The sequence below is a fragment of the Stenotrophomonas sp. STEN038 genome, from assembly GCF_056759895.1.
In genome coordinates, this window is the sequence record NZ_JBRRDW010000015.1 from 1 (window position 1) to 25072 (window position 25072).

At 63.7% G+C, this 25072-nt stretch carries 27 protein-coding genes; 7 read left to right on the forward strand and 20 right to left on the reverse strand.

What is annotated here, in order from left to right:
* Nucleotides 1-39: 39 nt before the first annotated feature.
* The 9 genes from ACVOLS_RS08215 to ACVOLS_RS08255 all read right to left on the reverse strand — a co-directional run bounded on the left by ACVOLS_RS08215 (nucleotide 40) and on the right by ACVOLS_RS08255 (nucleotide 7232).
* Complete coding sequence (locus ACVOLS_RS08215; protein WP_481508170.1) at nucleotides 40-462, reverse strand: F0F1 ATP synthase subunit epsilon; 423 nt, start codon at nucleotides 460-462, stop codon at nucleotides 40-42.
* Between the two features lie 83 nt (nucleotides 463-545).
* On the reverse strand, nucleotides 546-1952 hold the full coding sequence (gene atpD, locus ACVOLS_RS08220; protein ID WP_481517427.1) for a F0F1 ATP synthase subunit beta: 1407 nt from the start codon (nucleotides 1950-1952) through the stop codon (nucleotides 546-548).
* Between the two features lie 38 nt (nucleotides 1953-1990).
* Entirely contained in the window at nucleotides 1991-2854 is an 864-nt protein-coding gene (atpG, locus tag ACVOLS_RS08225) for a F0F1 ATP synthase subunit gamma (RefSeq protein WP_481517428.1), read from the reverse strand.
* Between the two features lie 107 nt (nucleotides 2855-2961).
* Nucleotides 2962-4509: a F0F1 ATP synthase subunit alpha gene (atpA, locus tag ACVOLS_RS08230; protein WP_481512843.1), complete on the reverse strand. Its 1548-nt coding sequence runs from the start codon at nucleotides 4507-4509 to the stop codon at nucleotides 2962-2964.
* 44 nt (nucleotides 4510-4553) lie between these two features.
* The gene (locus ACVOLS_RS08235) at nucleotides 4554-5081 is read right to left on the reverse strand and encodes a F0F1 ATP synthase subunit delta (RefSeq protein WP_481545222.1); all 528 of its coding nucleotides are present in this window, start codon (nucleotides 5079-5081) and stop codon (nucleotides 4554-4556) included.
* 3 nt (nucleotides 5082-5084) lie between these two features.
* On the reverse strand, nucleotides 5085-5555 hold the full coding sequence (locus ACVOLS_RS08240; RefSeq protein WP_481545223.1) for a F0F1 ATP synthase subunit B: 471 nt from the start codon (nucleotides 5553-5555) through the stop codon (nucleotides 5085-5087).
* A gap of 111 nt (nucleotides 5556-5666) precedes the next feature.
* Complete coding sequence (gene atpE / locus ACVOLS_RS08245; protein ID WP_054661978.1) at nucleotides 5667-5969, reverse strand: F0F1 ATP synthase subunit C; 303 nt, start codon at nucleotides 5967-5969, stop codon at nucleotides 5667-5669.
* Nucleotides 5970-6044: 75 nt separating this feature from the next.
* On the reverse strand, nucleotides 6045-6842 hold the full coding sequence (gene atpB / locus ACVOLS_RS08250; RefSeq protein ID WP_282273293.1) for a F0F1 ATP synthase subunit A: 798 nt from the start codon (nucleotides 6840-6842) through the stop codon (nucleotides 6045-6047).
* A gap of 24 nt (nucleotides 6843-6866) precedes the next feature.
* A complete protein-coding gene (locus ACVOLS_RS08255) occupies nucleotides 6867-7232 on the reverse strand; it encodes a hypothetical protein (protein WP_481545224.1) in 366 nt (121 codons plus the stop codon).
* 429 nt (nucleotides 7233-7661) lie between these two features.
* Between ACVOLS_RS08255 and ACVOLS_RS08260 the strand changes: the two genes are divergently transcribed.
* Complete coding sequence (locus ACVOLS_RS08260; protein WP_481545225.1) at nucleotides 7662-8486, forward strand: hypothetical protein; 825 nt, start codon at nucleotides 7662-7664, stop codon at nucleotides 8484-8486.
* A 198-nt stretch (nucleotides 8487-8684) separates the two neighbouring features.
* Here the strand turns inward: ACVOLS_RS08260 and ACVOLS_RS08265 are convergent, their stop codons facing one another.
* From ACVOLS_RS08265 to ACVOLS_RS08285, 5 genes are all read right to left on the reverse strand, one after another.
* On the reverse strand, nucleotides 8685-9380 hold the full coding sequence (locus tag ACVOLS_RS08265; protein WP_481545226.1) for a DUF6624 domain-containing protein: 696 nt from the start codon (nucleotides 9378-9380) through the stop codon (nucleotides 8685-8687).
* Nucleotides 9381-9438: 58 nt separating this feature from the next.
* Entirely contained in the window at nucleotides 9439-11589 is a 2151-nt protein-coding gene (lpdA, locus tag ACVOLS_RS08270; protein WP_481545227.1) for a dihydrolipoyl dehydrogenase, read from the reverse strand.
* 17 nt (nucleotides 11590-11606) lie between these two features.
* Nucleotides 11607-12260 carry a hypothetical protein gene (locus tag ACVOLS_RS08275; protein ID WP_481545228.1) on the reverse strand — a complete coding sequence of 218 codons (654 nt, stop codon included), beginning with the start codon at nucleotides 12258-12260 and terminating at the stop codon, nucleotides 11607-11609.
* Nucleotides 12260-13642 carry a dihydrolipoyllysine-residue acetyltransferase gene (locus tag ACVOLS_RS08280; protein ID WP_481545229.1) on the reverse strand — a complete coding sequence of 461 codons (1383 nt, stop codon included), beginning with the start codon at nucleotides 13640-13642 and terminating at the stop codon, nucleotides 12260-12262. The genes ACVOLS_RS08275 and ACVOLS_RS08280 overlap by 1 nt, the downstream gene beginning before the upstream one ends.
* A 180-nt stretch (nucleotides 13643-13822) precedes the next feature.
* Nucleotides 13823-14386, reverse strand: coding sequence for a DNA-deoxyinosine glycosylase (locus ACVOLS_RS08285; RefSeq protein WP_481545230.1), 564 nt, complete (start codon nucleotides 14384-14386; stop codon nucleotides 13823-13825).
* Between the two features lie 216 nt (nucleotides 14387-14602).
* On the opposite strand from ACVOLS_RS08285, the gene ACVOLS_RS08290 reads away from it, so the two are divergent.
* Complete coding sequence (locus ACVOLS_RS08290; RefSeq protein WP_481545231.1) at nucleotides 14603-15241, forward strand: OmpW/AlkL family protein; 639 nt, start codon at nucleotides 14603-14605, stop codon at nucleotides 15239-15241.
* 177 nt (nucleotides 15242-15418) lie between these two features.
* On the opposite strand, the gene ACVOLS_RS08295 is transcribed toward ACVOLS_RS08290, so the two are convergent.
* From ACVOLS_RS08295 to ACVOLS_RS08320, 6 genes are all read right to left on the reverse strand, one after another.
* Nucleotides 15419-16183, reverse strand: a complete 765-nt coding sequence (locus ACVOLS_RS08295; protein ID WP_481545232.1) for a YiiX/YebB-like N1pC/P60 family cysteine hydrolase — start codon at nucleotides 16181-16183, stop codon at nucleotides 15419-15421.
* A gap of 64 nt (nucleotides 16184-16247) precedes the next feature.
* The gene (locus tag ACVOLS_RS08300) at nucleotides 16248-16811 is read right to left on the reverse strand and encodes a CcdC protein domain-containing protein (protein ID WP_481545233.1); all 564 of its coding nucleotides are present in this window, start codon (nucleotides 16809-16811) and stop codon (nucleotides 16248-16250) included.
* 316 nt (nucleotides 16812-17127) lie between these two features.
* The gene (locus tag ACVOLS_RS08305) at nucleotides 17128-17922 is read right to left on the reverse strand and encodes a MetQ/NlpA family ABC transporter substrate-binding protein (RefSeq protein WP_481545234.1); all 795 of its coding nucleotides are present in this window, start codon (nucleotides 17920-17922) and stop codon (nucleotides 17128-17130) included.
* A gap of 83 nt (nucleotides 17923-18005) precedes the next feature.
* Nucleotides 18006-18698 (reverse strand): methionine ABC transporter permease, encoded by a 693-nt coding sequence (locus tag ACVOLS_RS08310; RefSeq protein ID WP_346500398.1) that lies wholly within the window; start codon nucleotides 18696-18698, stop codon nucleotides 18006-18008.
* The gene (locus tag ACVOLS_RS08315; protein ID WP_481545235.1) at nucleotides 18695-19702 is read right to left on the reverse strand and encodes a methionine ABC transporter ATP-binding protein; all 1008 of its coding nucleotides are present in this window, start codon (nucleotides 19700-19702) and stop codon (nucleotides 18695-18697) included. Before ACVOLS_RS08315 ends, ACVOLS_RS08310 begins: the two co-directional genes overlap by 4 nt.
* Before the next feature lie 298 nt (nucleotides 19703-20000).
* Complete coding sequence (locus tag ACVOLS_RS08320; RefSeq protein ID WP_282271380.1) at nucleotides 20001-20897, reverse strand: DMT family transporter; 897 nt, start codon at nucleotides 20895-20897, stop codon at nucleotides 20001-20003.
* 92 nt (nucleotides 20898-20989) lie between these two features.
* On the opposite strand from ACVOLS_RS08320, the gene ACVOLS_RS08325 reads away from it, so the two are divergent.
* The 5 genes from ACVOLS_RS08325 to ACVOLS_RS08345 all read left to right on the forward strand — a co-directional run bounded on the left by ACVOLS_RS08325 (nucleotide 20990) and on the right by ACVOLS_RS08345 (nucleotide 25064).
* A complete protein-coding gene (locus ACVOLS_RS08325; protein WP_481545236.1) occupies nucleotides 20990-22108 on the forward strand; it encodes a serine hydrolase domain-containing protein in 1119 nt (372 codons plus the stop codon).
* A gap of 90 nt (nucleotides 22109-22198) precedes the next feature.
* Entirely contained in the window at nucleotides 22199-23080 is an 882-nt protein-coding gene (locus ACVOLS_RS08330; protein WP_481545237.1) for a DUF2145 domain-containing protein, read from the forward strand.
* The gene (locus tag ACVOLS_RS08335) at nucleotides 23077-23604 is read left to right on the forward strand and encodes a hypothetical protein (protein ID WP_481545238.1); all 528 of its coding nucleotides are present in this window, start codon (nucleotides 23077-23079) and stop codon (nucleotides 23602-23604) included. The genes ACVOLS_RS08330 and ACVOLS_RS08335 overlap by 4 nt, the downstream gene beginning before the upstream one ends.
* A gap of 30 nt (nucleotides 23605-23634) precedes the next feature.
* Complete coding sequence (locus tag ACVOLS_RS08340; protein WP_481545239.1) at nucleotides 23635-24147, forward strand: hypothetical protein; 513 nt, start codon at nucleotides 23635-23637, stop codon at nucleotides 24145-24147.
* A gap of 353 nt (nucleotides 24148-24500) precedes the next feature.
* The gene (locus tag ACVOLS_RS08345; RefSeq protein WP_481545240.1) at nucleotides 24501-25064 is read left to right on the forward strand and encodes a VUT family protein; all 564 of its coding nucleotides are present in this window, start codon (nucleotides 24501-24503) and stop codon (nucleotides 25062-25064) included.
* The last annotated feature ends 8 nt before the right edge of the window (nucleotides 25065-25072 follow it).

Below are 25072 nucleotides of genomic sequence, written 5' to 3' on the forward strand. Positions count from 1 at the left end.
TCCGTCGGCGGCAGCGTCAGATGTGTATAAGAGACAACCTCAGTGCTTCAGGTTGCGGCGCAGACGCTCCAGGGCTTGCAGCTGGGCGGTGACTTCGGCCAGCTTCTGCTGTGCCTCGGCCAGTTCCATGGCTTCGCCACGGTGCGCCAGTACGCGCTCTGCTTCTTCCTTGGCCTTGCGCACCGACGCTTCATCGATATCGGTGGCGCGGATGGCGGTGTCGGCCAGCACGGTCACGACCTGCGGCTGTACTTCCAGGATGCCGCCGGAAATGGCGAAATCCAGATGCTCGCCTGCAGCGGTGGTGACCACGACCTTGCCCGGCTTCAGACGGGTGATCAGCGGTGCGTGCTTGGGCGCGATGCCCAGCTCGCCCAGCTCACCGGTGGCCACGACCAGGGTCGCTTCGCCGCTGAAGATCTGCTGCTCGGCACTGACGATGTCGCAACGGATGGTGCTCATGGATCTCTCTTCGCCTGGTTGGGTGGGCCTGCGCCCACCGCAGGTTGCCGCGTGGGCGGAGCGAACTCCGCCCTACGTGGTTATTAGGCCTTTTCAGCCATCTTCTTGGCCTTCTCGACCGCTTCTTCGATGCTGCCGACCATGTAGAACGCCTGCTCCGGCAGGTGGTCGTACTCGCCATCGACGATGGCCTTGAAGCCACGGATGGTGTCCTTCAGCGGCACGTACTTGCCCGGCGAGCCGGTGAACACTTCGGCCACGTGGAACGGCTGGCTGAAGAAGCGCTCGATCTTGCGGGCGCGGGTCACGGCCTGCTTGTCTTCTTCGGACAGTTCGTCCATGCCCAGGATGGCGATGATGTCCTTCAGTTCCTTGTACTTCTGCAAGGTCTGCTGGACGCGCTGGGCGGTTTCGTAATGCTCGGTACCGATGACCTGCGGGTCCATCTGGCGCGAGGTCGAATCCAGCGGATCCACGGCCGGGTAGATACCCAGCGAGGCAATCGAACGCGACAGGGTCACGGTCGAATCCAAGTGGGCGAACGTGGTGGCCGGCGACGGATCGGTCAAGTCATCGGCGGGCACGTACACGGCCTGGATCGAGGTGATCGAGCCGGACTTGGTCGAGGTGATGCGCTCCTGCAGGACGCCCATTTCCTCGGCCAGGGTCGGCTGGTAACCCACGGCCGACGGCATACGGCCCAGCAGTGCCGACACTTCGGTACCGGCCAGGGTGTAGCGGTAGATGTTGTCGACGAACAGCAGCACGTCCTTGCCCTTGCCGCTGGCGTCCTTCTCATCGCGGAAGTATTCCGCCATGGTCAGGCCGGTCAGGGCGACGCGCAGACGGTTGCCCGGCGGCTCGTTCATCTGGCCGTACACCATCGCCACCTTGTCGAGGACGTTGGAGTCCTTCATTTCGTGGTAGAAGTCGTTGCCCTCACGGGTACGCTCACCCACGCCGGCGAACACGGACAGACCGCTGTGCGCCTTGGCGATGTTGTTGATCAGCTCCATCATGTTGACGGTCTTGCCGACGCCGGCGCCGCCGAACAGGCCGACCTTGCCGCCCTTGGCGAACGGGCACATCAGGTCGATGACCTTGATGCCGGTTTCCAGCAGCTCGGTCGAGGAAGACTGGTCTTCATACGACGGGGCCGAACGGTGGATTTCCCAATTGTCCGAAGCCTGCACCGGGCCGGCTTCGTCGATCGGACGACCCAGCACGTCCATGATGCGACCCAGGGTGCCAGCGCCGACCGGCACCGAGATGGCACGGTTGGTGTTGGTGGCAACCAGGCCACGCTTCAGGCCGTCGGTCGAGCCCAGCGCAATCGCGCGGACGATACCGTCACCCAGCTGCTGCTGGACTTCCAGCGTGATTTCGGTGTTGTCGACCTTCAGCGCGTCGTACACCTTCGGCACGTCGCTGCGCGGGAATTCGACGTCGACGACGGCGCCGATGATCTGAACGATCTTGCCCTGACTCATTGCTGCATCCTCTAAATGTGTGCTGTTGACTGCGCGCGTTAAACCGCTGCCGCGCCGCTGACGATTTCGGAGATTTCCTGGGTGATCGCTGCCTGGCGGGCCTTGTTGTAGACCAGCTGCAGGGTTCCGATCATCTTGTTCGCGTTGTCGCTTGCCGCCTTCATCGCCACCATGCGAGCTGCGTGCTCGGAGGCAACATTCTCCAGCACCGCCTGATACACCAACGATTCGATGTAGCGGGTGATCACGTGCTCAAGCACGGTTGCTGCGTCGGGCTCGTACAGGTAGTCCCAATCGTGCGAAGCGACCTGCTTTTCAGCGGCCGGCAACGGCAGCAGCTGATCGAAGCTGGCCTTCTGCGTCATCGTGTTGATGAAGCGGTTGTAGACCAGATAGACGCGGTCAACCTTGCCTTCGGTGTAGGCATCGAGCATGACCTTGATCACGCCGATCAGCGTTTCCAGCTTGGGCTGGTCGCCGATGTTGGCAACCGAAGCAGCCATGTTGACGTTGACACGACGGAAGAACGCGCCGGCCTTCTGGCCAACGGTCACCACGTCGATCTCGGCGCCCTTCTCCTGCCAGCCGCGCATTTCCGCGACGGTCTTGCGGAACAGGTTGTTGTTCAGGCCGCCGGCCAGACCGCGATCAGACGAGATCACGATGTAACCCACGCGCTTGACCTGCTCCCGCTCAACCAGGAACGGATGCTGGTAGTCGGTGCTGGCCTGGGCCAGGTGACCGATCACCTGCTTCATCGCCTGCGCGTACGGACGCGAGGTCTTCATCCGATCCTGCGCCTTGCGGATCTTGGAGGCCGAGACCATTTCGAGCGCGCGCGTCACCTTGCGGGTGTTCTGCACGCTCTTGATCTTGGTTTTGATTTCGCGTCCGCTTGCCATCTCTTATTCCCGTGGCGCGAGGTCGAACCCCGCGTTTGCCGTACAGCGGAGCCAGGCTCCGCTGCTTTCAGTCGTGCCAGGCGAAGCCCGGCACTACAGGACTGGTATTACCAGGTACCGGTGCTCTTGAAATCGGCGATGCCCTTCTTGAAGGCAGCTTCGATGTCGTCGTTCCACGCGCCGGTGCTGTTGATCTTGGAGGTCAACTCACCTGCGGTGTTGGCGAAGTGCGCGTGCAGGCCAGCTTCGAACGAGAGCAGCTTGTTGACCGGCACGTCGTCGAGGAAGCCTTCGTTGACGGCGTAGATCGACAGCGCCTGGTCGGCGATCGACATCGGTGCGTATTGCTTCTGCTTCATCAGCTCGGTGACGCGCTGACCGCGCTCCAGCTGCTTGCGGGTCGCTTCGTCAAGGTCGGAGGCGAACTGCGCGAACGCAGCCAGCTCACGGTACTGGGCCAGCGAGATACGAATACCGCCGGACAGCTTCTTGATGATCTTGGTCTGGGCCGAGCCACCGACGCGCGACACCGAGATACCGGCGTTGACGGCCGGACGGATACCGGCGTTGAACAGGTCGGTTTCCAGGAAGATCTGGCCGTCGGTGATCGAGATCACGTTGGTCGGAACGAATGCGGAAACGTCGCCAGCCTGGGTTTCGATGATCGGCAGTGCGGTCAGCGAACCGGTCTTGCCGGTGACGGCACCGTTGGTGAACTTCTCGACATACTCTTCCGACACGCGAGCTGCACGCTCGAGCAGGCGGGAGTGGAGATAGAACACGTCACCCGGGTAGGCTTCACGGCCCGGCGGGCGCTTCAGCAGCAGCGAGATCTGGCGGTAGGCAACAGCCTGCTTGGACAGATCGTCGTACACGATCAGGGCATCCTGACCGCGGTCCATGAAGTACTCACCCATGGTGCAGCCAGCGTAGGCGCTGATGTACTGCATCGCAGCCGATTCGGAAGCGGTGGCAGCCACGACCACGGTGTGGGCCAGGGCGCCGTTCTCTTCCAGCTTGCGCACGATGTTGGCAACGGTCGAGGCCTTCTGGCCGATCGCTACGTACACGCACTTGATGCCGGTGCCCTTCTGGTTGATCACGGCATCGATCGCCATCGCGGTCTTGCCGGTCTGACGGTCACCGATGATCAGCTCGCGCTGGCCACGGCCGATCGGAATCATCGAGTCGACCGACTTGTAACCGGTCTGCACCGGCTGGTCGACCGACTTGCGCCAGATCACGCCCGGAGCAACGCGCTCCACCGGGGCGGTCAGCGAGGTGCCCAGCGGGCCCTTGCCGTCGATCGGCTCACCCAGCGCGTTGACAACGCGGCCGAGCATTTCCGGACCCACCGGCACTTCCAGGATGCGGCCGGTGGTCTTGGCCACGTCGCCTTCGCGCAGGTGCTGGTAATCGCCCAGGACCACGGCGCCGACCGAGTCGCGCTCCAGGTTCAGTGCCAGGGCAAAGGTGTTGTTCGGCAGTTCGATCATTTCGCCCTGCATCACGTCGGCCAGACCGAAGATGCGCACGATGCCGTCGGACACGCCGGTGACGGTGCCTTCGTTGCGCGACTCTGCGGACAGGGCGACCTTCTCGATGCGGGTCTTGATCAGTTCGCTGATTTCAGAGGGGTTGAGCGTGGTAGCCATCGTCAAGTCCTAGTGCCGGCTTGTGGCCGGACGGTAATGAGAATTCAGTGTGCGAGCGCGGTCTGCAGGCGCGACAGCTTGCCCTTGAGCGAGCCATCGATAACCACATCGCCGGCATCGATCACGGCGCCGCCGATCAGCGAAGCGTCCACCGCGGTCGATACCTCGACGTCGCGGCCGAAGCGCTTGCGCAGCGCAGCCTTGATCTTTTCCAGCTCGTCGCCCGACAGCTCGGCTGCCGAGGTCACGGTGGCCTTGACCACGTGCTCGGCTTCGGCGCGCAGCTGCTCGAACAGACCGGAGATTTCCGGCAGCTGTTGCAGGCGGCGGCCTTCGGCCAGCAGGGTCAGGAAGCGACCGTAGGTCTCGCTGGTCGCGTCCGGGGTCAGCAGGGCAACGGCATCGCCGCGGCTCAGCTGCGGATTCGACAGCAAGGCCGACACGCGCGGATCGGCTGCAACGCGGGCGGAGAACGCAAGCGCGTCCGACCACGGCGCGAACTTGCCTTCCTCACGCGCAATCGCGAAAGCGGCGCGGGCGTACGGGCGGGCAAGCGTGAGGGCCTGGCTCATCGATCAGATCTCCGCAGCCAGCTCGTCGAGCAGCGCCTTGTGGGCGTTGGCATCGATTTCGCGCTTGAGCAGCTTTTCAGCGCCGGTCACGGCCAGGACGGACACCTGCTTGCGCAGATCTTCGCGGGCACGGTTGGCGGCAGCGTCGATTTCAGCCTGGGCCAGGTCTTTCTGGCGGGTGGCTTCGGCGATGGCTTCGTTCTTGGCGGCTTCAACGATCTGGTTCGCACGGGCGTGAGCCTGGTCGATGATCTCGTTGGCCTTGCCACGGGCTTCTTTCAGTGCCTCGTTGACCTTTACTTCCGCCTGCGCCAGATCTTTCTGGCTGCGGTCGGCAGCGGCCAAGCCCTCAGCGATCTTCTGCTGGCGCTCTTCAATGGCCTTCAACAACGGCGGCCAGATCTTGGTCGCGATGATCCAGATCAGCAACGCAAAGGCCAGGGCCTGTGCAAAGAGGGTGAGATTGATATTCATGATTAGCTCGATCGCTGGTGTCGGGGGTGGCTGCGCCGCCGTGGCGGCGCAACCGAACCTTCATCCGAAGTCGGGCGCCAACAGGCACCCGACCGTCTCACTGCAGCTGGATCAGCCTGCCAGCTTGGCGGCTTCGGCCAGCAGAGCAGCAGCCAGCGGGTTGGCGAAGGCCAGCAGCAGGCCAACGGCGACCGAGATGATGAACGCGGCGTCGATCAGGCCGGCGGTGATGAACATGCGGACCTGCAGGACCGGGATCAGTTCCGGCTGGCGAGCGGCCGACTCCAGGAACTTACCAGCCATGATGGCCAGACCGAGGCCAGCGCCCAGTGCGGCCAGGCCGATCATGATGCCGACGGCAAGGGCGGTGGAGCTCTGAACTTGGGCGAGGTTGGTCAGGACGGCGAAGTACATGGTTATCTCCAGGAACTTTAAGTAGCTAAGGGTGATGAAACGGATGAAGGTTGAAACTGGGTGAAGCTTGTAACTTTAGTGACTGTCTTCCGACAGGCTCAAGTACACGATGGTCAACATCATGAAGATGAAGGCCTGCAGCGGGATCACCAGCAGGTGGAACAGCATCCAGCCAAAGCCGAATACGCCACCGGCAACGGCACCGAACACGCCGGCACCGCCCAGCACCCAGATCAGCAGGAAAACGATTTCGCCGCCGAACATGTTGCCGAACAGTCGCATCGCCAGAGAGATCGGCTTGCTCAGCCACTCGACGATGTTGAGGATCAGGTTGAACGGCATCATCCACTTGCCGAACGGGGCCGTCAGGAATTCCTTGACGAAACCGCCGATGCCCTTGGACTTCAGCGCGAAGAAGATCATCAGGATGAACACGCTGATCGACATGCCCAGGGTGGCATTGACGTCGGCGGTCGGCACCGGCTTCCAGTAATGGATGCCTGCCAGCTCAAGCGGCTTGGCGATGAAATCGGCCGGGATCATCTTGATGAGGTTCATCAACAGAATCCAGAAGAAGATGGTGATCGCGATGGGCGTGATCAGCTTGCTCTTGCCGTGGTAGGTGTCCTTGGCCTGGCGGTCAACGAACTCCAGGCAGATTTCAACGAACGCCTGCCACTTGCCCGGCACGCCGGCGGTGGCCTTGCGGGTTGCCATCCAGAAGGCGAACACCATCAGCAGGCCCATCAGGACCGCGGTGACGATGGTATCGACGTGGATCATCCAGAAACCACCGCCCTCACCGACCGGAGCGGTCAGATTCTGCAGGTGATGCTGGATGTACGTGGTAGGAGTTAGAGCCTCGCCCGCCATGTGTCCGGAACCTTTATGAGTGAATCAACGTCTGGCCAGAGCCAGAACCTGGAACATCAGCGCCACTGGAATTGCCGCCAGCAGAGCCAAAGGAGGGAGTTGCCACCAGAAAAAAGCCATTCCCAGCACAGCAACAATAAGCACAATCTTCAGCACGAACCCCAGGAACAGGCGGATCATTGCTGAACCAGCGGCCTGAATGCCGCCACCGAGCCCAATCCACGCGGCCAGCGCCGTCCCTGCTACCACCGCCAGACCCGATACAAGGGCGCCCAGCGCATGCTTTGGCCCCACGAAGAGGAAGGCCAGAGCCAGGACCACCACTGCGGCCAGCGGGTAGACCGCTGCGCGCAACATCAGTCGCCGACCCGCGTCAACGGAGTTCAGCACGTCAAAGTGTCCTGCTTCAGGTAAAGGAAAGAGCCGAATCGCGCAAAGGCGTCTCGTCGAGCCGCGAAAGTATAACAGCGGGACAATTTGCGAGACAACCGGCATTTGTCCCCATTTGACTATGCAAGTGGCCGCAATATCACGTTTTTTCCCCGAATGCGCGGCTGCACGGCCGCCGCGCGGGACAATGAATATTGCACCGCAACATGGGAACTTCCCCCGACTCCCCCGGTCAGACCTTCGTAGTCCGCCACCCGCTACCTCGTCGGGCGCGTGCGCAGGCTCGGGTGAGGTGGTGTCGCACGCCCTCGGCGGCACCACCTCACCGCAATTGATCTGCGCCTACACATTGCCTGCACGCTCCGATCACCGTTCTCTACATCGGATCGGCGATGGTCAACTGCTCAATGGCAACAAGCAGGCAATGGCATGCGCAATCCCCGCTTCATTCTCGCACTTGCTCCGTGCGCACTCACACTCGCTCTGACTCACGCGCTACCTGCGCAGGCCGCTGAAGGCGATCCGCGCTTCACCCTGCGGCTTGGCGCGATGAACATCGACACCGACAACACCATCCGCGGCAGCACCAACGTTGCCGGCCAGGACGTGGACCTGTCGGAGGACTTCAGCTTGGGCGGCAAGGAATGGGAGCCGCGCATCGACGGCCTGTTCCGCATCAGCGACCGCCAGCGCCTGATCTTCGATTACTTCAAGTACGACAAGGACCGCCGCGAGACGCTGGATGAAGGCATCAGCTGGGGTGACACCACCGTACCCGCAGGTAGCTTCGTGAAGGGCGAGTTGAAGTACCAGGTGGCAACGTTGGTCTACGACTACTCGGTGGTCGATGGTGATCGTTTCGATTTCGGCCTGCAGCTCGGCGCCGAATACGCAAAGATCAGCGCCGATGCTTATGCCGATGTAGGCGACGTCTACCAGGGCCGCTTCCTCAACGAGAAGGCCGATGGCATCGCGCCGGTGGTTGGTGCGCGCCTGACCTTCACGCCCTCGGAGAACTGGCTGATCAACCTGCAGGGCCAGTACCTCAACACGCGCTGGGGCAACTTCGATGACTACGAAGGCGACCTGAGCCGCGCCAACGCGATCGTGCAATACAACGTCAACAAGAACTTCGGCATCTTCGCCGGCTACGACTGGTTCAAGCTGGATGTCGACCAGAAAGGCAGCGACGGCGTGATCGGTTTGAAGCAGGAGTTCAAGGGCCCGGTGGCGGGTGTGAGCTTGTCGTTCTGACAGGCTCCCTCACCTCAACGCCTTTCCCGGCGGTAGTGCCGAGCCATGCTCGGCAGAGGCTTCCGGGTAAATCTCCAAAAGCCCCCTCACCCCAACCCCTCTCCCGCATGCGGGAGAGGGGCTAGTAGTGCCGAGCCATGCTCGGCAGAAGCTCTACCGGCAAAAGCCGCAAGCGCTTGCTCAGTCATTCCGTGAACTCTATTTCGCCGCTGCGGGCGGCGTCGGGAACATCTGCGTCGCCACGCAGATGTAATCGGCCAACGGCATCTGGCCGATGCTGGCCCGACGCTGGTCAACCTGGCCAGGTGACTCCATCGGCTTTGCCTGCCAACGTCCATCTACCGCCAGCAGCTGGCTGCCATACCGTTGCAGCTCGCCACTGTTGACGAGGACGCGGTCGGTCAACAACGCAAAATCATGCGCCGATACTTCGCCACGCTGCACCATTGGCTCAATGCTGCCCAATACCTGGCGCTGGAACGCGACGTCAGCATCGGCATGCTGCACCAGCACCCAGGCCGCGGAAACACCATCGCCCCCGACCTGCGCCGCACTCGGCAAGCCACCGCTGGCCGCCACGATCTGTTTTATACGCGGCAGATTGGCGGCATCCACTGCCTGCAGGTTCTCGACCATGGCCCGCGTCCACTCACCTTGGCGAGCTTCCTGGTCAACCTGCGCCATGTCCAGCAGCTGCTGGCGAAGTGCCGGCTCCGAAGGCACCGCGTCGGTACGCGCATTCTTCCGTTCTTCCGCGCGTAATCGATCTGCCTCGACGAAAGGTGCTGCGCCCGGGCATTTCAGCAAAGCCGCGGTAAGCCCAGGATCTCCCTCCTCGGCAAACGCCGGGCCCGCGAGCAGCAATACGCCAAGCATCACATTCTTCCGCAACATTCCCTTGCTCCTTGAACTGCCGAAACAGCGACGCCCCGGTGAAGGGGCGTCGTGTGGGTTACTTCTTCTTCGGGATATACAGATCGGTGATGGTGCCGTCGTAGATCTCCGAGGCCATCGCCACCGACTCGCTCAGGGTCGGATGCGCGTGGATGGTGTGGCCGATGTCCTCAGCCTCAGCACCCATCTCGATGGCCAGGCCGATCTCGGCCAGCAACTCACCGGCATGCACGCCGACGATGGCGCCACCGATCACGCGATGGGTTTCTTCGTCGAAGATCAGCTTGGTGAAGCCTTCGGTGCGACCAATACCAATCGCACGACCGCTGGCCGCCCACGGGAACTTGGCCACGCCTACCTTCAAGCCCTTGGCCTTGGCCTCGGTCTCGGTAACGCCGACCCAGGCGATTTCCGGGTTGGTGTAAGCCACCGACGGAATCACCCGCGCCACCCACTCCTTCTTCTCGCCGAAGGCGACTTCAGCCGCCAGCTTGCCCTCGTGCGTGGCCTTGTGCGCCAGCATCGGGTTACCGACGATGTCGCCGATGGCGAAGATGTGCGGCACGTTGGTGCGCATCTGCCGATCAACCGGGATGAAGCCGCGATCGGTGACTTCGACACCAGCCTTGTCGGCATCGATCTTCTTGCCATTGGCCGCGCGGCCGACGGCAACCAGCACGCGATCAAAGGTGCCGCTTTCCATCGCCGGCTTCTCGCCTTCGGTGGCGGCTTCGAAGGTCACGGTGATGCCCTTGGCATCGGCGCTGACGCCCGAAGCCTTGGTCTTCAGATGGACGTCGATGCCCTGCTTCTTCAGGCGATCGGCCAGCGGCTTGACCAGGTCCTTGTCGGCGCCCGGCATCAGCTGGTCCATGAACTCGACCACGGTCACCTTGGAACCCAGGGCGCTGTACACGGTGGCCATTTCCAGGCCGATGATGCCGCCACCGACGACCAGCAGCGAACCCGGCACTTCGGCCAGTTCCAGTGCATCGGTGGAGTCCATCACGCGCTTGTCGTCCCACGGGAAGTTCGGCAGCTTCACCGCCTGCGAACCGGCGGCGATGATGCACTGCTCGAAGCGCAGCAGCTGGGTCTTGCCGTCGTCGCCGACGATCTCCAGCTCGTTGGCCGAGACGAACTTGGCCAGACCGTGCACGGTGCGGATCTTGCGCTGCTTGGCCATGCCGGCCAGGCCCTTGGTCAGCTGACCGACGACCTTTTCCTTGTAGCCGCGCAGCTTGTCCAGGCTGATCTTCGGCGCGCCGTATTCAATGCCCAGTTCGTCGGCATGCGCGGCGTGATCGATGATTTCAGCGGCGTGCAGCAGCGCCTTGGACGGGATGCAGCCGACGTTGAGGCAGACGCCGCCGAGGCTGGCGTAACGTTCGATCAGCACGGTATCCATGCCCAGATCGGCAGCGCGGAAGGCAGCGGTATAGCCGCCCGGGCCTGCGCCCAGCACCACGATGCGGCATTCGATGTCAGCGGTGCGGCCGCTGGACGGCAGCGCCTTGGCGGCGACCGCCGGGTCCGGCGCGCGGTGCGACGGAGTCACCGGCGGCTTGCTGCCCGGGGCCGCCTTGGCAGCAGCCGGTGCGGCGCCAACAGCGCCTTCCAGCACCACCACCACGTCACCGACCGACAGCTTGTCGTCGAGCTTGACCTTGATTTCCTTGACCACGCCATCGGCCGAGGACGGCACTTCCAGCGTGGCCTTGTCCGATTCCAGCGTGACCAGGCCCTGGTCCTTCTTCACCGTGTCGCCGACAGCGACCAGGATCTCGATCACCGGTACGTTCTGGTAATCGCCGATGTCCGGCACCTTGACCTCGACCGGGCCAGATGCGGCCGGTGCAGCAGCGGCAACCGGCGCGCTGACGGCTGCCGGAGCGGCGGCAGCGGCAGGCTGTGCAGCCTGCGCAGGTGCGGCGGCAGCAGCTGGCGCCGCGGCCGGGGCAGCGCCCTCGCCTTCGGCTTCCAGGATCACCACCACGTCGCCCTCGGACAGCTTGTCGTCGAGCTTGACCTTGATTTCCTTGACCACACCCGCAGCCGAGGACGGCACTTCCAGCGTGGCCTTGTCCGACTCCAGCGTGACCAGACCCTGGTCCTTCTTCACCGTGTCGCCCACGGCCACCAGAATCTCGATCACCGGCACGTCGTTGTAGTCGCCAATGTCCGGAACCTTGATTTCAATCGTCGCCATTGTTTTCTCCTGTGGGCTCAGCCGGCTTCGCCGACGAACCGGTCATGCATCTTGTCGAGCGCGCGTTCGATGTTGGCGTAACGCTTCTCGTATTTTTTGTCTTTGCTATGGGCCAGCTCGATCAGCAGCGCCGCCTGTTCCTGCAGCGCTTCAAGCTGGCCGCAGGCCGGCCGCTGACCGCTGTAACGCTCGCCGTTGACGGTGAAGGACAGCACCTCGCCATCGGTGACCGGCGCCCGCGCCGCCACTTCGGACGAGGCCAGGGCCTTGCCCCAGACCTCGAGCAGGCGCTGTGCCAGTGCATCCGGCAACGGCGCCTGGGCGAACTCGGGCTGCTGGTCCAGCTGCAGGTTGACGCCACCGCGACCGCCGGTGGTGTTCCAGCTGTAGATGCGCTTGTCGGCCGAGCCGGCCAGCACCATCCACTGCCCATTGGCGGTATCACGGCGCAGCAGCACCTGCGATTCCACCCCACGGGCCGGCAACACCAACAATGACAGGCCATCTTCGGCCTGACCGCCCAGCAGACTGGTTGCCGCCTGACCGTAATTGCCTACGGCCGGCGGCCAACCTTCACCCACCACCGGCAGACACTGACTGGCGGCCAGCGCTGGAGCCGCGATCGCGGCCAGCACCAGCGCCAACAGCGCGCGTCGTGGCGGCACTGGCATCACAGCAGCACGCGCCGCATGTCGGCCAACACCTGCGACAGGTAGGTGGTGAAACGGGCCGCCAGGGCGCCGTCGATGACGCGGTGGTCGTAGCTCAGCGACAACGGCAGCATCAGCTTCGGCGCAAATTCCTTGCCGTTCCAGACCGGCTGGATGGACGACTTGGAGACACCGAGGATGGCCACTTCCGGCGCATTCACGATCGGGGTGAAGGCGGTGCCGCCAATGCCACCCAGCGAGCTGATCGAGAAGCAGCCGCCGCTCATGTCGGCCGGGCCGAGCTTGCCGTCACGCGCCTTCTTGGCCAGTTCGCCGGTTTCCTGGGCGATCTGCACCACGCCCTTCTTGTCGACGTCACGGATCACCGGCACGACCAGGCCGTTCGGCGTATCGGCGGCAAAACCGATGTTGAAGTACTTCTTCAGGGTCAAGTTCTCGCCGCTGGCGTCCAGCGAGGCGTTGAACTCGGGGAACTGCTTGAGCGCGGCGGCGCTGGCCTTGATCAGGAAGGCGAGCATGGTCAGCTTGATGCCGGCCTTCTCGTTCTCCTTGTTCAGGGCCACGCGCAGGCCTTCCAGATCGGTGATGTCAGCCTGCTCGAACTGGGTGACGTGCGGGATCATTGCCCAGTTACGGGCAAGGTTGGCGCCGGAGATCTTCTTGATGCGCGACAGCTGCACCACTTCGGTTTCGCCGAACTTGCTGAAGTCGACCTTCGGCCACGGCAGTAGGTTCAGGCCGCCGCCGGCCGCAGCCGGAGCGCCAGCGCTGGCAGCAACGCCGCCGGACAGCGCGCCCTTGACGAACTTCTGCACGTCGCCCTTGGTGATGCGGCCGCCCTTCTCGGTGCCCTTGACCTGCTGCAGGTCCACGCCCAGTTCACGAGCGAACACACGCACGGCCGGGCTGGCATACGGCACATTGGCCGGCAGCACGCCTTCGGCGTTGAACTGCACCGGCGGGGTGGCCGGCTTGCTGGTGGTGACCGAGTCTTCCTGGGCAATTTCGCGCTGGGCCAGCTTGTCGGCGACCGGGGCAACCGCCACCGGCTCGACCTTGGTGCCGGTCTCGGCAGCGGCTTCGACCTTGGCCGGGGCTGCCGGAGCTGCAGCGGCAGCGGCGGCAGGCTTGGCGGCCTCTTCGCTGACTTCGATCAGGGCCACGACCTTGCCCTCGGACAGGCCGTCGCCAACCTTGACCTTCAATTCCTTGACCACACCGGCGTAGGCCGACGGCACTTCCATCGTCGCCTTGTCCGATTCCAGCGTGACCAGACCCTGGTCCTTCTTGACCGTATCGCCAACCGCGACCAGCACTTCGATCACCGGAATGTCGCTGTAGTCACCGATATCGGGGACAAGTGCTTCCTTGATTTCGGCCATGAACTACTCCAGCAACAAATGAGGGAATCCCCTATTGTGGCGTTAGCGGGCCGCAGCGCCAACCGCTACAAGCGAATTCGCCTGCGTATGTCCCCGGACAAGGGCACGCCACGCGCGCCGTGACGGCCAGAATATCGGCCCAATGCCCTGCTTTGTGACGTGTTGGCTGTCTTGCCTGTCCTAGCCGGTCAAACCGTTGGTTGCAGGCGATACCACCACATTCGGCGCATTCAACCACGGCTGTAGTGCCTGCCACTGCCCAGTCAGGCGCGGCAGCGACCACGCCGCATTGGCCGGACTGGTCGATGGCAAGGCCAGCACCGGCAGCGCAGCCGCCAAAGGCGGCAAAGCCGGTGCAATCCATCGCTGGAACGCACTGTGTGCTGCAGCGCCATTACAGGCGATGCCTCGCAGCTGTGGCAGATCGGCCAGCAGCTCCGCAATGCGATTGGGCACCTCGCTGCCGCGGACGATGGCTGTATCCAGGCTGCCGGCGCGCTGGCACTGCCCGATCACATCCCATAAACCGACGCCCGCCTGCTGCAGGCAGTGCATCCGTTGCGCATACGCAAGCTGCGCATCGAAGCCGCACAACGCCGCCATCAACGGCCAGAAGCGATTGCGTGGATGCGCGTAGTAACGCGCTTCGTGCAGCGATACAGCGCCCGGCATCGAGCCCAGCACCAATACACGACACGACGCAGTTACCTGCGCGGGCAAGCCCTGCAATACATCAGTGCTCATCACATGCTCCACAAGATCGTGAACGGAATTTTTCTGCGAAACATCGCGCGCATGGGATCTCCCCGCTATTTCGCTGAACGCAACGACACTGAAAAACCCCTGCGTTTAGAGCGATTCATCTTGCCATCGTTAGGGTGACCTCGCCCCGCAACGAGGGCCTTGATAACAACGTAGTCCCGATCGCAGTAGTTCTGTTCGCAACATGAGGAGTTAGTCATGCGTTCCATCAAAATTCTCAGCCTTGCCACCCTGGGCGCACTTGCGCTGTCTTCCACTGCTTTTGCGCAGGATGGCAATGGCGACACAGCATCCGGCAAGCATTTTGCCGTGGTTGGCGGCATCAGCCTGCTGCAGCCGAAGAATGATCCGATCGACGGCATTGGCAAGGTCGATGGCGGCCCGGCACCGACGATCAGCGCCAGCTACTACTTCAACGACAACTTCGCCGTTGAACTGTGGGGCGCAGCCGACAAGTTCGACCACCGCGTACGCACCGATGGTGGCGCCAAGGTCGGTAGCGTTGAGCAGCAGCCGCTTGCACTGAGCGCGCAGTACCACTTCGGCCAGGCGGACAACGTGTTCCGTCCGTTCTTCGGCCTGGGTTACTACGAGTCGAACTTCAGCAACGAGAAGATCGACGGCCTGAGCAGCACCGGCAACCACGTTGGTGTGGATACCGCCAAGGGCGCAATCGGCACCGTCGGCGTTGACATGAACATCAACTCGACCTGGTTTGCCCGCGCCGATGCGCGCTACATGCACGCACGTCCTGACCTGCGCGTCGCCGGCCAGAACGCCGGCGAGCTGAAGCTGGATCCGTGGACCGTGGGCTTCGGCTTGGGTGCACGCTTCTAAGCGACAACGTTCCTGGCAACACCGTTGTAGATTCAATGCAGTAGTGGTTGTAAATGAAACACGGGCCGTTCGCGGCCCGTGTTTTTTTTGGAACGTCGCTGATCACTACCACAGCAGAAGCAAGAGCCACCCCTCCCCGGCCCTCCCCTGCCCCTACAGGGCAAGGGAGGGGGTTGATCATGGGCTGCCGTCGTCACTCCATTGCAGCGCCAGGTAATCGAAATTGTGCTGTAGACGCGGCTTGACCACGTCGAAGAACGGCGACACATCAAAGTCGCGCGGCGTGTACAGGCTGTAATTGCGGATATGCAGGATTTCCTGCGACTGCTCGGCGCCGCCTATCTGCGCCAGCACCGTTTCGATCTCCGGCAGAATCGGATATCGGATCGACTCGAAGGCCTGCGCCAACAAGGTCGAGCAGATTGCCTTGGTCGGTTCGCCACTGCCCAGCGCGATCAGGCGCCGACGCATATGGCCCGGCACCGGTGGCTGCCGGATCAGGTAACGCGCCAGATCGAATACGTTCTTCAGGTCATAGCTGTAACCCAGCCTTGCCCGCATGAAACCCACCAGCTGATCCACCACCACTGGCGACAAACCCTGCGGACGACAGATGCGGGTGTGCTGATGCGCGAATTCGGTCAGCGGTATCCGCCGCACGCCTTGTTCCACATCCACGTCGATCAGCATCGGCTGCGGCTTGCCACCTTCCAGCAGCGGCTCTTCGCCGATGTACAGCGCCGCATGCGACCAGGTGGACTGGCTCAGGTATTTGATGGCTGTGGAGAAGCGGCTATTGCCCTCTACCAGCAGCACGTCCCCACGCCGCAAGGTGCTCAGCAACATGACAGGGTCGCTGGTGGACGGCCGCATCTGGTTGGCGCGCGGCTGCGCCAGGAAGTGCGCCAGACGGCGCCCGAAGAACTGCAGCAAACCCATCAACGATCTCCGTCAGTGTCCGTACCAGCCTAGCCGGGACAGCCTCAACCTGCCATCGGTTACAGGCTCAGCGCGGGCTACGGTCAAAGCCGCGGTAGCGTTGGTGATGGCGAACCCGGCGCCGCAGCAGCCAGGCGTACATGCCCGCATAACCGAGCAACAAGGCTGCCATCGCCAACAGACCTGCATGGCTGAGCCAACCCGACTCCGGCCACGGCACGCTGTTCACCGATGCCTGCCAGCCCTGCACCATGCCGGCGACCACGCGCACCACGATCATCGCCGTCAACGCCAACACCAGCCAGGTATTGGGCTTGTAATGCAGCGTCTCCGGACCAGGTTCGAAGCGGGTCAGGTAGTGGCCGAGCACACCGACCAGCAGGCCTGCCAACCAGCCCAACGCGGCGTAGGACCAAGCGCCAGGCCACCAGAAGCCAGCGATGCCGACAAACACCGCGAACAGGCCGGTGGACACCAGCGTCGCCCAGTAGTTGAAGGTGATCAGCCAGGGCCGCGCCTGCCGCCGCGCGCCACCACTGCGCACGCGCTGCCATAGCGACAGCGGCATCAACAGCAGCAGGATCGCGACGAATACCAGTATCGCCAGCGGCAGAGCGAGAAGCACAGGCATGGGGGCTGATCCGTGGATGCAGGCCCAAAGATTACGCCATGCCGAATACCGGTAGTGCCGAGCCATGCTCGGCAGGGGCTTTACCAGCACTCCCAACCCGTAGTGCCGAGCCATGCTCGGCAGAGGCTTTACCGGAATACCAAACGTGTGGGAGCGGCGTAAGCCGCGAAGCAGATATCGCCGCAGGAGCAAGCGACATTGCGATCCGAAGGTGCGCTTGCTTCGCGGCTTACGCCGCTCCCACATTGGGCTGCCGGTAGAGCCCCTGCCGAGCATGGCTCGGCACTACAGGGCAGTCCCGGTCTGGCGGTGCGGCTTAGAACGCCGGCAGTACCGCGCCCTTGTACTTCTGCTCGATGAAAGCCTTCACTTCCGGGCTGGTCAGGGCCTTGGCCAGTTTCTGCACGCGGGCGTCGTCCTTGTTGTCCGGGCGTGCGACCAGGAAGTTCACGTACGGCGACTCGCTGCTTTCAATCGCCAGTGCGTCCTTGGTCGGGTTCAGGCCGGCATCCAACGCGTAATTGGTGTTGATCAGGGCCAGGTCAACCTGATCGAGCACGCGCGGCAGCATCGCCGAGTCCAGTTCGCGGAACTTGAGCTGCTTCGGGTTCTCGGTGATGTCACGCTGGGTCGACAGTGCGTTGCTCGGGTCCTTGAGCTTGATGACACCAGCGGTGTCCAGCAGGATCAGCGCGCGGCTGTTGTTGCTGGGGTCATTCGGGATCACCACGTCGGCGCCATTGGGCAGCTCGGCCAGCGACTTGAAGCGGCGCGAATAGGCGCCGAACGGTTCGATATGCACGCCGGTGACGGTGACCAGATCGGTCTTGCGGTCCAGGTTGTAGGCCTTCAGGTAGGGCTCGGTCTGGAAATAATTGACGTCCACCTGCTTCTGCACCAGCTGGTCGTTGGGCTGCACGTAGTCGTTGAACACGCGCACGTCGAGCTTGACGCCTTCCTTCTCCAGCAGCGGCTTGACCACCTGCAGAATCTCGGCGTGCGGCACGGCGGTGGCGGCAACCACCAGCTTGGACTCATCGGCGGCAGGCTTGCCGCAGGCCGACAGGGCCAGCGCGGCGGCAATCAGGGGAAAGGTGAGCAGCTTGTTCATCGGTAACGTGATCCCGTGGGGAAGGATGGTGTGGACATACGCTAACAGGCCGGCACGCAACGTGCCGGCCTGCGGTCATTCCATTACTTGCGGCTGTAATGCGTAACCAGACGGTCGCCGAGCATCTGCAGCAGCTGCACCAGCACCAGCAGCAACACCACGGTGACCAAGGCCACGTCGGTGTGCGAACGCTGGTAGCCGTCGCGGAAGGCCAGGTCGCCGAGGCCGCCGGAACCAATCGCACCGCCCATCGCGGTGAAGCCGATCAAGGCGATGGTGGTGACGGTGGCACCGGCGATCAGGCCCGGTCGCGCTTCCGGCAGCAGTACCTTGAAGACCAGCTGTTTGGTGGTCGCACCCATTGCCTGGCTGGCTTCGATCACGCCACGGTCGACTTCGCGCAAAGCGGTCTCCACCAAGCGCGCGTAGAACGGCGCGGCGCCAACCACCAGCGGCAGGATCGCGCCGCGCACGCCCAGCGAGGTGCCCATCAGGCCCAAGGTCACCGGAATCAGCACGATCATCAGGATGATGAAAGGCACCGAACGCAGCAGGTTCACCAGCAAGGCGGTGATGCCGTAGACCACCGGCTTGCGGTGCAGCTGCGGCGAGCCGGTCAGGAACAGCAGCACGCCCAGCGGCAAGCCAATGGCCAGGGTCAGTGGCAGCGAGCCGGCCAGCATCAGCAAGGTGTCGATGGTGGCCTGGCCGATATCGGCCCACTTGCCAGCATCCAGATGGCGGAAGAAGCCTTCGGCGGCAGTTGCAATGATCATCGGCGCAGCTCCTCGACGTGCACACCGGCGGCGACGAAGGCCGCCTGCGCAGCATTCTGGTCACCGCCAACCAAGGCTACGGTCAGCTGGCCGTAGGGCGTGTCCTTGATGCGGTCGATGCGGCCGGTAAGGATGTTGTAGTCCACCCCCGTGTCGCGGGCGATGCGTCCCAACAGGGGTTCGTAAGTGCCTTCGCCAAGGAAGGTCAGGCGCACGATGCGACCACCGACGGCAGCGAAATCGCGCAGCTGCTCGCCTTCGTCCACGTGTTCGGACTCGGACACGAAACGGCGGGTGGTTGAATGCCGGGGATGCAGGAACACCTCGGTGACCGGCCCCATTTCCACCATGTGGCCGGCATCGAGCACCGCAACACGGTCACAGACGCGGCGGATCACATCCATTTCGTGGGTGATCAGCACGATGGTCAGGCCCAGCTCGCGGTTGATCTTGCCCAGCAGCGCCAGCACCGAGGCGGTGGTCTGCGGGTCCAGCGCGCTGGTGGCCTCGTCGCACAGCAGGATCTGCGGGCGGGTGGCCAGCGCGCGGGCAATGCCGACACGCTGCTTCTGCCCGCCGGACAGCTGCGAAGGGTATTTGGCCGCATGCTCTTCCAGCCCAACCATGCGCAGCAGCTCGGCCACGCGCGCGTCGATCTCGGCCTTGGGCGTGCCGGCCAGTTCCAGCGGAAAGGCCACGTTGGCGGCCACGGTACGTGCCGACAGCAGGTTGAAGTGCTGGAAGATCATGCCGATGCGCCGGCGCAGCGTGCGCAGGCCGTCCGCGTCCAGCGCGGTCGCGTCCTGACCATCGATCAGCACCCGCCCGCCACTAGGCTCTTCCAAGCGGTTGATCAGGCGGATCAGGGTCGATTTACCGGCACCGGAGTGCCCGATGATGCCGAACACTTCGCCGGCCTGGATCTTCAGGTCGAGCGGATGGAGCGCGGTGATCGCGCGGCCGTCGACGGCATAAGCTTTCTGCAGGTGCTGGAACTCGATCACTGCCAGGGCAACCGGAGGGCATAAGAAGGGGGCGTGCAGCCTAGCAGCGCCGGGCCGTCGGCGCGCGTGCCGCAAACCGGAATCTTATTCCTTTTGGTTCTAAGTGAAACCAGTCGGGGCTGTGCTGGGGGCGGGACCGCTTTGTAGGAGCGGCGTCAGCCGCGAAGCAGATGGACTGTCGGATTGCAGCAAAGGCTGGCAGTTCAGGGCTGCCAGCTTCGCGGCTCACGCCGCTCCTACAGTTCTACGCCCCCTCCCTTTGGCGAAGCCAAGGGGAGGGCTGGGGAGGGGTTGGCTTTCAGGGATGATCAATCTGATCCGGCCGCTGCGCCCGCTGCACCCGTTCACGGTGCAGCAGGTAGAGGCCACTGGCGACGATGATGCCGGCGCCGATCCAGGTCCAGCGGTCGGGCAGCTTCTGCCAGAGCAGCACGTCCCAGCCAATCACCCAGACCAGCCCGGTGTACTCCAGCGGCGCGATCATCGAGGCCTGCCCCAGCTGGAACGCGCGGGTCAGCGCGATCTGGCCCAGCGCCCCCGCCAGGCCCATGCCGGCAATCAGCGCGGCGTGCTTCCACTGCAGCGGCTGCCACTGCGGCCAAGCCAGCAAACCGGCGCCGATCGCCATGATCAACAGAAACCAGACCACCATCGATTGCGGCGTATCCGTACGCGTCAACAGGCTGACCGTCACTGCAGCAATCGCATAGGCGGTCGCCGCCAGCAGCACCATCAGACCCGGGAACGAGATGAAACCATCCACGCCCGGCCGCAGCACCACCAGCACGCCGATCAGGCCGATGCCGATGGCGACCCAACGGCGCGGCCCCACATGCTCACCCAGCAAGGGCACCGACAGTGCAGCCACCAGCAAGGGCGCGACGAAGTAGATCGTGTAGGCGGTCGACAGCGACAAGGTGCGCAGCGCATAGACGAAGCAACCGATCATCACCATGCCGAGCACGCCGCGCAGCAGATGCAGGCCCCAACGCACCGGGATGATCGAGCGTGGACCGGCGGTGGCAAGCACCCACACAAGCACGAACGGCAGCGAGGCGGCACCGCGCAGCATGGTGACCTGCAAGGTGGGATAGCTGCTGGACAGCATCTTCATGCCGGCGTCCATGCAGGAGAAGAAAGCGACGGCGGCCAGCATCCAGACGATGGCACGCACGGGGGATTTGGTAGGCGACATGGCCCCATTATCCTCTGCCAAGGCCCGGCTTGCCGACTGCCGGCAGTAATGGGCAATGGTATGTTCTGGCCGTTCCCAACCAGGGCCCGACCATGCGCAAACCACTGAAGCATCCAGCTGCCACGCCTGCCCTGCTGCGCCTTGCCCCGTTGCTGCTCGCTGCATTGCCCTGGATTGCCACTGCCGCGCAGGCGCCCAGCGCTGAAGCGCTGGCGCAGCTGGATGGCTTTGCGTTGGGGCTGCAGGCCGCCGGCCAATTCTCGGGCACAGTGCTGATCGCCAGCGGCGATGAGGTCGTGTTCGAGAAAGCCTATGGCGCGCGCGATGAGCAGCAGGAAATACCGCTGCAGGTGAATGACCGCTTCAACCTGGCCTCGGCCGGCAAGATGTTCACCAGCGTGGCGATCCTGCAGCAGATCGCCGCCGGTCGCCTCAGCCTGGACAGCAAGGTCGGTGAGGTGCTTACGGACTACCCCAACCGCCAGTTCGCCAATGAGGTGAGCGTGCGCCAGCTGCTGACACATAGCGCCGGTGCGGGGGATATCGATGAATTGTTTGGCGCCGAACACAGTGACGATCGCGCGCGCCTGCGCAGCCTGGAGGAAATGGTCGCGCTGCATGCCGGGCGCGCTCCGGAGTTCGCGCCAGGCAGCGCGCAGAAGTACGGCAACTTTGGCTATCTGGTATTGGGACGGATGCTGGAAGTCCTCTCCGGGCAGGATTTCGAAAGCTACATCCGCCAGCACGTGCTGCAACCGGCCGGCATGCAACACACCGGCTTCGTGGATTGCAACGATCCCGCCGCTGATCTCGCACGGGCCTATGTGGACGTGGATGGCAAGCGCGTGCGCAACTGCGCCACCCAACCCAAGCGCGGCCTGCCCGCCGGCGGCGAAGTGGGCAGCGCGCGTGACATGTTCCGCTTCGTGCAGGCATTGAATGCCGGCAAGCTGCTGCCGGCGGCACTGTTCGAACAGGCCACCCAGACCCAGCGTGAGTTCATGGGCCTGGGATTCTTTGCCACCGGTTACGGCAAGGATGTGCCGGCCCGCGACTTCCGCTGGGGCCATGGTGGCAGCACCGACGGTGTCTGCACCGACGTGCGCCATTACCCCGCAACCGGCGAGACGGTGATCGTGCTGTCCAACAAGGATGCGCCTGCCTGTTTTGCTGTATCCGGCCTGCTGCATGCGCAATGGAAGCAGCCTTGAACGCAAATCCGGGCAAAGGCAGCCAGCAAGCGCGCGCCTGCGCAGGCTCCTAACGAATATTTCCCAAGCACCATGCAAGGATGCGCGCCGATGAAACCCCGCACCACACTATTGCTGGCAGCCTCACTGAGCCTGGCCACACTTTCAATCCCGGCATTAGCGCAACCGGCCTGCAGCCCGCGTTATCCGCCGCCGACCACGATTGCCGCCATGTTCGACATGGCCGCGGTCACCGCCGATACGCTCGATGCCATGCCCGGCGTGGATGTGGCTATCGCTGCACGCGGCGGCCAGGACCTGAGCAAGTACGGCCTGCGCCACAGCCACCTGGCCTTCCTGGTGCGCAACGACGCCGGCAGCTGGGATGTGGTGCACCTGCTCAACCGCTGCAAGACCGACAGCTCCGACCTGTACCGCGAAGGTCTGGTGAACCTGGTAGGCGAAAGCTCGATCACCACGGATCTGCGCGTTGGCATTCCCACGCCGGCAGTACGCGCGGCATTGAAAGCCCTGCTCAGCGGCGCCGCGCCCCAGGCACGTGCACTGCATGAGCCGCGCTACAGCATGTTGGCCTATCCCGGCAGCAGCGAATACCAGAACTCCAACCAATGGATCCTGGAAGTCGCCGCAGCGGCAATGGCGCAGGCCGCAGGCGATGCGCCCCTCGCTGACCGCGACAGCGCCCTGGCCTGGCTCAAGCAGAAGGGCTATACGCCGTCACGCATGCACATCGGCATCGGCAAGCGGCTGGGTGCGCGTTTCCTTGCCGACAACGTGGCAGTTACAGACCACCCGGCCAGCGAGCGGATCTCGGGCAACTATTCGGTGGTGACGGTGGAGTCGGTGTTCGACTTCCTGCATCGCAGTGGCGCGCTCGAACACGAACTCGCCGTCGCCCATCAAACACCCGTACCGGCGATGACCGGAAGCAACACCCAAGCCCCAACACTTCAGCAGGAAGCTATCCCATGAAGCATCTGTTCAACAGCGGCGTCCTCACCGTTGCCTTCACCCTTTCGCTGGCTGTGGCTCCAACCCAGGTCCGCGCGGGCGAACCCAACCTCAACGGCTCCCAGGTTTCGATGCTGGTAACCGGCTCCAGCGTGGTGATGGTGGTATCCGGGCCGATCTTCCTGTCCGCCGCTGGTGTGCGCGGCGCAGCCGACATGTCCAAGGAATCCAGCGAGCGCCGCGAGGAAAAGCGCCGCATCAGCGCCGGAACTCTGCCGGATCTGGAAGTGAAATCGGTGGAGACCGCGGCCGATGGTGGCCGTCGTGTCACCCTGGAAGACCCGGCCAACGTCGAAAACCGCGCCACGTTGCAGTGGCCCAAGCGCGAGGATGATCCAGCGGCCGGTTTCACGGTTGGCAGCAAGGTCGCCTTCCAGCCGAGCCCGCAGGGCGCCGGCTGGATGCTGCGCAACACCGAGGGTGCTGCTTTGGCATTCGTGCCGACCATCGAGGCGGTGGATGAGAGCCGCACGCAAACGCTTTGATCTTGATCCGTTGCAGTTGAGGAACACTCCATGAAATCCATGCTTTCCCAGTTGGCCTGCGCTGCTGCCATCAGCGCCATGTTGGCGGTTGCACCCGCGCGTGCCGGCAATGGTTTGAACCGTTCGGAGGTCAGCACCCTGGTGACTTCGGTCGGAGTGACGATGCTGGTGTCCGCGCCGTTGCTGTTGGCGGCATCGGCTGCCGACAAGTCGTCGACGGCATCGGCGAAATCGGGTGAAGGCCAGACGCGCCGCGTCAGCGTCGGCCCGCTGCCGGACATGAAGGTCGAAGCCATCACCCAGGACGCCGATGGCGGCCGCAGCGTCGCCCTGGCCGATCCTTTGGATGCCGCCAACACCGCGTCCCTGCATTGGCCACAGCGCGAGGACAACCCGGCCGGGAACTTCGTGCTCGGGCAGACGGTGGCGTTCACGCCGAGCCCGCAGGGTGCGGGTTGGATGGTGCGTGCGGAAGATGGTGCGGTGCTGACCTTTGTGCCGGGCATTGAAGCGGCGCAGGTGAGTCATAGCGGGAAGCTCTGAGGCTGTGGTGCTTGAAGGCTGCAGATCGTAGAAATGTTTGAAGCATCCCTTCTCCTGCTTGCGGGAGAAGGTGCCCGAAGGGCGGATGAGGGCGCTTTGGCATTGGCTTTTGTAATTTGAAGCTCAAGCGCCCGCAGGGCTGACAGCACAAGCAAAAGCTGCCCTCACCCCAACCCCTCTCCCGCCATGCGGGAGAGGGGCTCAGTCAGCTTGATCGCAGGCTGTATGCACTCCTGCCGCCGTTGACATCCGTCTCGGCCACACCCGCTACAATGCCCGCCGGTCTGCCTTCCCGGCACGGCCCCTCCCCCTTCTATCGATGCAGTGCCCACCGGCGCTGCCTGTGCCCGTTCATGTCCTCACATCCGTCCATCCGCTTCGCCCCGCTTACCCCCACCTCACTCCTGCTGGCCGTGCTGGCGATGGGTGCCGTGGTGCTGGGCTCGAATGTACTGGTGCAGTACCCGATCAACGACTGGCTCACCTGGGGCGCCTTCAGCTACCCGATCGCGTTTCTGGTCAGCAACCTGATCAATCGTCGCTTCGGCCCACAGGCGGCACGCCGTGTGGCCTGGGCCGGCTTTGCGGTGGCGGTAGTGCTGTCGGTGTGGATCGCCACCCCGCGCATCGCGGTGGCGTCGTGCTCGGCCTTCATCGCCGCGCAGTTGCTGGACATCACCGTGTTCGACCGACTGCGTGCGGGCAACTGGTGGCGTGCGCCGATGGTGGCCACCACCTGCAGTGCCACGGTGGATACGGCGATCTTCTGGTCGATTGCCTTTGCCGGCTCGCAGCTGCCGTGGCTCAGCTGGGCCGCAGGCGATCTGGCGGTGAAACTGGCCATCGGCGTGTGCCTGTTGGCACCGTTCCGCGCCCTGCTGTGGAAAATGGCGCCGCTGCGCGGCAATACCCGCTGAGCACTGCA